Below are 7,204 nucleotides of genomic sequence, written 5' to 3' on the forward strand. Positions count from 1 at the left end.
CGTCCTCGCGGCGGTCGCGACCGGCTCTGCCGCGCTGGCGCGGCGCGCCCTGCGCGGGATCGACGCGCTGCAGGTTCCCGAGCGCCATGGCGCGCTGCGCATCGTCACGCCGCGCCTGCTGCGCGCCGCGCATGCGGCCGGCGTGGAGGTGCATGTGTGGACCGTGAATGATCCCGCGGAGATGGTGCGGCTGCTCCAGCTCGGGGTCGACGGACTCGTCACCGACCGCACCGATCTGGCGCTGCGCGCGGTCGCCGCCCACGCCTGACGAAAGACGCCGACGGCGGCCTGAGCATCCGCTGTGAAAGGCGCTCCGGCGGCATCCGTTCGGATGATGCACTCAGGTGCGCACGTTATACCTGACACGACGAGAGGACCACACAATGGCAGATCGCAGCCTGCGCGGTATCCGACTCGGCGCCTCCAGCCTACAGAGCGAAGAAGGCGTCGTGTTCCACGAGCGCGCCAACCACACGTACGTCTGCACCCAGTGCGGGCGCGAAACCGTCATGACCTTCGCGGCCGACGCCGAGCTTCCCGAAGCCTGGGAGTGCCGCACCTGCGGCGCCGAGGCCGTCCGCCGCGACGGCGACACCGTCGTCGAGGTCGACCACTCCGGCGACAAGGCGCCCCGCACCCACTGGGACATGCTGATGGAGCGCCGCACCATCCCCGAGCTCGAGGAACTGCTCGAAGAGCGTCTGACTCTGTTGCGCTCTCGCCGTGGCGCGCAGGACGGCGCCCGACTCAGCGCCTGACGTTCACTTCCGACCGCCGACGCCGGACTTCCCTGCGGGGGAGCCGGCGTTTTCGGCGTCCCGTCGGCGGCGGGCGAGCCATCCGATGACGACGAGGGTGAGAAGGCTCCCCCAGCCCAACAGGTTCTGGATGCCTGCGCCCACCACGATCCCCGCGGTGAGTCCGCTCCGCAACGGCACGTCGGTGACCATCGCGCCAGGCGCGTCGGCGGGAAGGGCATCGAGTGTGACGCCGTCGGGACCGACCACCTGACTCGTGCCGACGGTGGAGAGGTTGACGACCGACCGCCCCGCCTCGATGGCGCGCATTCGGGCGAACGCGAGCTGCTGCAGGTTCTCGTCGGTGCCGCGGAAATCCGCGTTGTTCGTCTGGAACGTGTAGACCTCCGCGCCCGCGAACACCCCGTCGCGGATGACGTCGTCGTAGATGACATCGAAACAGATCGCGAGCCCGACGCCGACCCCGTCAACCAGGGCGATCGGGGGCGCCGTGCCGGGGGTGTACTCGCGCTGGATCAGTCCGATGAGATCGGGGGCCAGCAGATTGTAGAACCAACGGTCCGGCACGTACTCGCCGAATGGCACAGGATGCCGCTTGTCGTACATCTGCGTCGGGTTCTCCGCCCCTGACCGCCACACGAGCGAGGAGTTGAAGTACTCGTCGCCGCGCTGGGTCACAGCGCTGATCAGCAGCGGGGCGTCGATGCGCGCCGACAGCGCGTCGAGCGCGTGCGCCACCGACTCGTTCGCCGTCGGGTCGGCGTCGACGCCGCCCTCCGGCCACAGCAGCGCATCGAGGTGTTCGTCCTCGATGGGCTCCGTCGCAGCGAGCTGCGCGCGCAGCACGTCATAAGGCTCCCGCTCATCGAAGTACCCCGCCGGCCCGTTGCCCTGCACGGCGCCGACGCGGATGCTGCCGGCATCCGTCGTGGGAAACTGCGGCGCCGCGAACAGAATGACCACCGTCAGCAGGGCGGGCACACCACGGGACACGGTGTGCCGCCGCGGGCGTCCGCTGCGGACGAGTTCGACGGCCGACGCGCACGCGAACACGATGAGGAAGGACAGCCCGCTCATGCCAGTCCACGACGTGATCTCCGCCAGCGGCGACGATGCCTGTGTCACCGCCAGCCGCGTCCACGGGAACCCGCCGTAGGGAAACGTGCCCAGCAGTTCCTCGCGGCTGACCCACAGCCCCGCCACGAGCGCAGGGAGCGCCACGAAGCGCCCGACGGCGCCAGCGGTGCGGTGGCCGAGCTGGGGCATCCATCGGTAGGCGAGCGTGATCGGCACGGCCATCACGGCCGTCAGAGTTGTCTCGAGGCCGGAGAGGGCGAGCCACGGCACGGGGCCCAGGTAGCGGGCGGTGAAGGACAGGTTGAGGAAGAACAGCGCGGCACCGAACACGGCACCGACGAGCACAGCGGCCCAGGCACGGCGCCCGATGAGGCTCACGAGTGCGAGCGGTACCGCCACGAAGACGACGGGCCACCAGCCGGATGCGGGGAAGGCCCGCGTAAGGATGAGGCCCGCCGCCGCGGCGGCAGCGACCGCGCCCCACAGCGGCAGCGGCGGGCGGGGGCGATCGGGCACGGGTTCGAGCCTAACTCGCCGGCTCTGCGTGGCGGCGTTTCGATTCGTCGCTGCGCTCCTCGCTCAACGGGCGGGGTGCGGTCACACGGAGCCGTAGGCGACGATCCCGCGGCGCACCGCGTCGAGGCCACGACGTGCGGTCACCGCGACGGGCGGGTCGGCGACGATCGACAGCTGGTCGAGCAGGTCGATCGTCTGCTTCACCCAGCGCACGAAGTCACCCGCCGCGAGGTCCGCCTCCCGCAGCACGACGTCGAGGCTCCGCCCGCGTGCCCACGAGTGCATCGCCTGCGCAAGCCCGGTCGCGACCGGCGCGGACCCGGGCAGCCGGTGATCCTGCTCGAGGTCGTCCAGCCGCGACCACAGCGCCTGCGTCGCGGTGAGCGCCGTGCGGAACGCGCCGCGGGGCAGACCCTGCTCCCCCGGGCCCGTTTCGTCGCGGCGCGGCTCGTACACGAGGCAGCAGGCGAGGGCGGCGAGCGATGCCGGGTCGAGCTCGGTCCAGATGCCGGTGCGCAGCGACTCGGCCACGAGCAGGTCCCGTTCGCCGTAAATGCGCTTCATGGTGGCGCCGGCCGGGGTCAGCGTGGCCGTGCCGTCCGCTACGACGGCGACGTAGTCGAGGGCGGCGAGCACGTCCACGACCCGGTCGAAGATGCGCGCGACGGTGCCGGTGCGCGTCTCGATCTGCTGACGCAGCTTGTCGGTGTGTCGGCGAAGCTTCCAGTACCGCTCCGCCCAGCGGGCGTGCTTCTCACGGTCGGGGCACGTCTGGCACGGATGCCGCTTCAGCTGCCGCCGCAGCTTCTCGATCTGTTCCTGACGCTGCTCGCGCGCCTTCGACGGGCCGGGGCGGTCGCCCTTGCGCTCCAGGTCGGTGAGCTCACGGCGCAGGCGCGCGAACTCTGCGAAGTCGCCGCGATCGCACGCCATCGCCTTCGCATAGCCGTCGAGCGAGGTCTCGGCATCCTTCACCTCGCGCGCGAGGGACACGACAGCGCGATCGGCCTGGAACTGCGCGAACGACGATTCCAGGATCTCGCGGGCACGGGCGCGCCCGAACCGGTCGATGAGGTTGACGGCCATGTTATGCGTCGGGCGGAAGCTCGAGTTCAGCGGGTAGGTGCGCCGCGAAGCGAGCGCCGCAACGGCCTGCGGATCGAGGCTCTCGGTCCACTGGATGACGGCGTGCCCCTCGACGTCGATGCCGCGGCGCCCCGCCCGACCGGTCAGCTGCGTGTACTCCCCCGACGTGATCGCGACGCGCGCCTCGCCGTTGAACTTCTCAAGCTTCTCCAGCACGACGGTGCGCGCCGGCATGTTGATGCCGAGAGCGAGCGTCTCGGTCGCGAACACAACCTTGACGAGCTTGCGCTGGAACAACTCCTCAACGATCTCCTTGAACGCCGGCAGTAGTCCCGCGTGGTGGGCGGCGATGCCCCGCTCCAGGTTCTCGCGCCACTCCCAGAACCCGAGCACCGCGAGATCCTCATCGGGAAGCGCTGCCGTGCGTTCTTCGACGACACGCCGGATCTCGTCGCGCTCGTCACGATCGGTCAGGCGTACACCGGCGCGGCGCGCCTGCTGCACGGCGGCCTCGCACCCGGCACGACTGAAGATGAAGAAGATCGCCGGCAACAGGTTCGCCCGCGCGAGCAGTTCCACGACCTGCGGGCGGTCGATCCGTTCGATGCGCTGCACGCCTCCCGCCCGCACGGGGCGCTTGCCGCCGCGCGGCGGGCGCCGTCCGGAAGCGTAGCCGCCGCTCGATCGGAATTCCTGTGCACGCCGGTTGTTCTCGAAGTTCGCGCCCTTGACCGACCGCAGCCGCATGAGTTCCCGATTCACCTGGGCCGTCGCAACGCCCGCGCGTTCGTCGAACAGCGGCAGCAGATCGCCCCGCACGAGCATGTGCTGCTCCAGCGGCACGGGCCGGATCTCCGAGACGACCACGGCGGTGTCGCCGCGCACTGTATCGAGCCAGTCGCCGAACTCCTCCGCGTTGGACACCGTCGCCGACAGCGACACGAGCCGCACGTGCGATGGCAGGTGGATGATGACCTCTTCCCAGACCGCACCGCGGAAACGATCGGCGAGAAAGTGGACCTCGTCCATCACGACGTACCGCAGGCCTCGGAGCGCCGGCGAACCGGCGTACAGCATGTTGCGGAGCACCTCGGTGGTCATCACGACGACGCGCGCGTTGCCGTTGATGTTCGTGTCGCCGGTGAGCAGGCCCACCTGGTCCTCGCCGTAGACCTGCTGGAGCTCGCGGAACTTCTGGTTGGACAGGGCCTTCATCGGCGTCGTGTAGAAGGCTTTGTCGCCGGGCTCCTGCATCGCCAGGTGGACGGCGAACTCCCCCACGATGGTCTTGCCCGCCCCGGTAGGCGCGGCGACCAGGACGCCGCGCCCGTCTTCGAGCGCCTGACAGCCGGCGATCTGAAAGGGATCGAACTGGAACGCCTGATCGTCGGCGAACGCAGCCGTGAGCGGATGTGCCCGGCGCTGCTGCGCCAACGCGTAGCGCGCGGCGGGATCGGTCACGCGCCTTCGTCCGAGATCGCCGACGGCAAGAGCCCCGCGGCCGCGTCACGCTTCGCGCGACGGCGGTCGAACAGCATCGACAGCCCGGCGGCGGCGAAGAAAAGGACCACGAGGATGCCGGCCAGCATCAGCATGCTGACGATGTCTGCGGCGGGAGTGGCGAGCGCGGCGAAGACAGCGGCCGCGAGCACGGCGATGCGCCATGCCTTCAGTATCGCCATGCCGCTCATGATTCCGGCGAGATTGAGGGCCACCAGGAACACCGGCAGCACGAACGACACCCCGACGACCAGGAGAAGCTTGAACACGAAGTCGTAGTAGTACTTCGAGTCGTAGACGTTGGACGTGCCCTCCGGCGTGAACGATGCCATCAGTTCCACGATGTGCGGCATGATCAGCCACCCGACGAAGACTCCCGCGGCGAAGAGCGGAATCGCAGCGCACACGAATCCGATCGTGTATCGGATCTCCTTGCGTGTGAGCCCGGGGACCAGGAACGCCCACAGCTGCCAGAGCCAGACCGGGGCGGAGATGATGATGCCGACGGCGAGGGAGATCCGCAGCCGCATGTCGAACGGACCCGTGATGCTCTGGTACATCAGGGTGACGAGTTCCTCATCGCCGCGCTGTTCGGCGACGATGCGGATCGGCTCGGTCATCGCCCAGATGATCGCGTCGGTGAAGATCCAGGCGACGACCATCCCGACCACGAGAGCGAGCACGCCGATGACGAAACGCCGCCGCAACTCGATGAGATGCTCGGCCAACGGCATCCGACGATCGCGACGTGGGCCGTCCTCTCCGGCGATGCGCACGGAACCGACCGTGGCCATGGGGTCAGGGCTTGGTGTCGGTACCGGCGCCAGGCTCCGGCGCCGCCGCGGTGGTGCTCGTGCCGCTGCCGGCGGCGGGGGGTGGCGCGTCGTCCTCCTTCATCGCCTTCATCTCGCCCTTGAACACGCGGGCGGACTGGCCGACACTCTTGGCCAGAGCCGGGAGTTTCGCGGCCCCGAACAGGAGCAGGATGATGACGACGAGAGCCAGCAGGTGCCAGCCGGTCAAGCCTCCGAGCATGAGCGTCTCCTCGGGTAGGGGGAATATGGGTCAGTCTACCCGGCGTCAGAAGGCGCGATCACCGATACTGGGCGAGCCCTGCCTCCGCCCATGCGGCGGCAGCCCGGCGGGCACCGGCCGGGGCGACGACCTCGAGTTCGCCGCCGAGGTGAGCCGCCACACGTTTGAGGCTGCGCTCGTCGCCGACTCGGATGCGCGCGCTGCGGGTCCCGGCGGGCGCCGTCTCACTATCGTCGACGACGACGTAGTCCGCCAGCAGCGGCGCCGCCGCCGTGCGATAGCGGACCTCGACTTCGACGTCGCCGGCGGATGCCTCGAACAGCGCGGGCACGGCATCGTCGCCGTGTGTGCTGACGATGTCCGTCAGCCGCACGTCGGATACCCGGTCCAAGTGGAACGTCCGCATCGCGCGCCGCAGGTGGCACCATCCCTGCAGATACCACTGTCCTGAAGCGATGTGAACTTTGACCGGATCGACGGTGCGTGTGGTGGGCGCGGCATCCGGCGCCTGATAGGTGAATGACACGGCGACACCGTCCTGCACCGCCTTCGCCACAGCGACACGCACCCCGTCGACCGCGGCCGGTGCGACGATGACCTCGGGGGGCGTCGCAGCCGCGCCGCGCGCGAGCTTGGCCAGCAGCCCCTGCACGATGCCGCTGTCGCCCACGCCCGGAAGGGATGCGGCGACCTGCAGCCCCGCCAACAGCGCGGCGGCCTCACGTGCGGTCAAGCGCGGGGTCCGCTCCAGACCGACGGTGTTCGTGATGACGACCATGTCCTGCTCATCGAGCAGGTCCCAGTCGATGTCGAACAGATCATTCGCCATCTGCCAGAAGCCACCGTCCCCGGGCAGGCCGATCACGGTGAGCTTCTCGACCATCGTCCTCATCTGTTCGACGGTGACGTCGAACTCGTCGGCGGCTTCGGTCAGCGAGACCTCGCCCTTGCCGATGAGATACGGCACGAGTTGCAGGATGAGCGCGGCCCGGTCGGTCGCCGGGGGCGGAGAGCCGGTCACGGGGTGCTCCCGGGCTCGGTGTGCGCCGCGAGAGTCCGCTCCAGCCGAGCGATCACCTGTGCGCGCAGCGCTGCGGGTTCGACGACCCGGATCTCAGGACCATAGGAGGCGAGCTCGTCGGCGAAGATGTGCACATCGACATACGGCACGAGGATCCCCTGCTCGCTGGGCGCCCCGTCCGCCGCCCGCCGGCGCAGCCGCAGCGCCGCTT

At 69.6% G+C, this 7,204-nt stretch carries 8 protein-coding genes; 2 read left to right on the forward strand and 6 right to left on the reverse strand.

Annotated features, from left to right (window positions below; genetic code table 11):
• Together WBP48_RS08140 and WBP48_RS08145 are read left to right on the forward strand one after the other, a co-directional pair.
• A partial coding sequence (locus tag WBP48_RS08140; protein ID WP_424438738.1) for a glycerophosphodiester phosphodiesterase family protein occupies positions 1 to 268 on the forward strand: 268 nt, incomplete at its 5' end.
• Positions 269 to 383: 115 nt separating this feature from the next.
• Positions 384 to 758, forward strand: coding sequence for an RNA polymerase-binding protein RbpA (locus WBP48_RS08145; protein ID WP_424438741.1), 375 nt, complete (start codon positions 384 to 386; stop codon positions 756 to 758).
• Positions 759 to 761: 3 nt separating this feature from the next.
• On the opposite strand, the gene lnt is transcribed toward WBP48_RS08145, so the two are convergent.
• From lnt to WBP48_RS08175, 6 genes are all read right to left on the reverse strand, one after another.
• Positions 762 to 2,351, reverse strand: coding sequence for an apolipoprotein N-acyltransferase (gene lnt / locus WBP48_RS08150; protein ID WP_424438744.1), 1,590 nt, complete (start codon positions 2,349 to 2,351; stop codon positions 762 to 764).
• A gap of 81 nt (positions 2,352 to 2,432) precedes the next feature.
• Positions 2,433 to 4,898, reverse strand: coding sequence for a DEAD/DEAH box helicase (locus tag WBP48_RS08155; protein ID WP_424438747.1), 2,466 nt, complete (start codon positions 4,896 to 4,898; stop codon positions 2,433 to 2,435).
• Positions 4,895 to 5,671 carry a twin-arginine translocase subunit TatC gene (gene tatC, locus WBP48_RS08160; RefSeq protein ID WP_424438759.1) on the reverse strand — a complete coding sequence of 259 codons (777 nt, stop codon included), beginning with the start codon at positions 5,669 to 5,671 and terminating at the stop codon, positions 4,895 to 4,897. Before tatC ends, WBP48_RS08155 begins: the two co-directional genes overlap by 4 nt.
• Positions 5,672 to 5,735: 64 nt before the next feature.
• The gene (locus tag WBP48_RS08165) at positions 5,736 to 5,972 is read right to left on the reverse strand and encodes a twin-arginine translocase TatA/TatE family subunit (RefSeq protein WP_424438750.1); all 237 of its coding nucleotides are present in this window, start codon (positions 5,970 to 5,972) and stop codon (positions 5,736 to 5,738) included.
• Positions 5,973 to 6,030: 58 nt separating this feature from the next.
• The gene (locus WBP48_RS08170; RefSeq protein WP_424438753.1) at positions 6,031 to 6,993 is read right to left on the reverse strand and encodes a helix-turn-helix transcriptional regulator; all 963 of its coding nucleotides are present in this window, start codon (positions 6,991 to 6,993) and stop codon (positions 6,031 to 6,033) included.
• Positions 6,990 to 7,204, reverse strand: a 215-nt coding sequence (locus WBP48_RS08175; protein WP_424438756.1) for a WYL domain-containing protein, incomplete at its 5' end; no start/stop codon positions are given. The genes WBP48_RS08170 and WBP48_RS08175, both read right to left, overlap by 4 nt.

This window comes from Microbacterium sp. (genome assembly GCF_049661145.1).
Taxonomy (GTDB): Bacteria; Actinomycetota; Actinomycetes; order Actinomycetales; family Microbacteriaceae; genus Microbacterium.

Coding starts and splice junctions, on each gene's coding strand:
- WBP48_RS08145 (WP_424438741.1), top strand. CDS start 384: ATGGCAGATCGCAGCCTGCGCGGTATCCGACTCGGCGCCTCCAGCCTA.
- WBP48_RS08165 (WP_424438750.1), bottom strand. CDS start 5,972: ATGCTCGGAGGCTTGACCGGCTGGCACCTGCTGGCTCTCGTCGTCATC.
- tatC (WP_424438759.1), bottom strand. CDS start 5,671: ATGCCGTTGGCCGAGCATCTCATCGAGTTGCGGCGGCGTTTCGTCATC.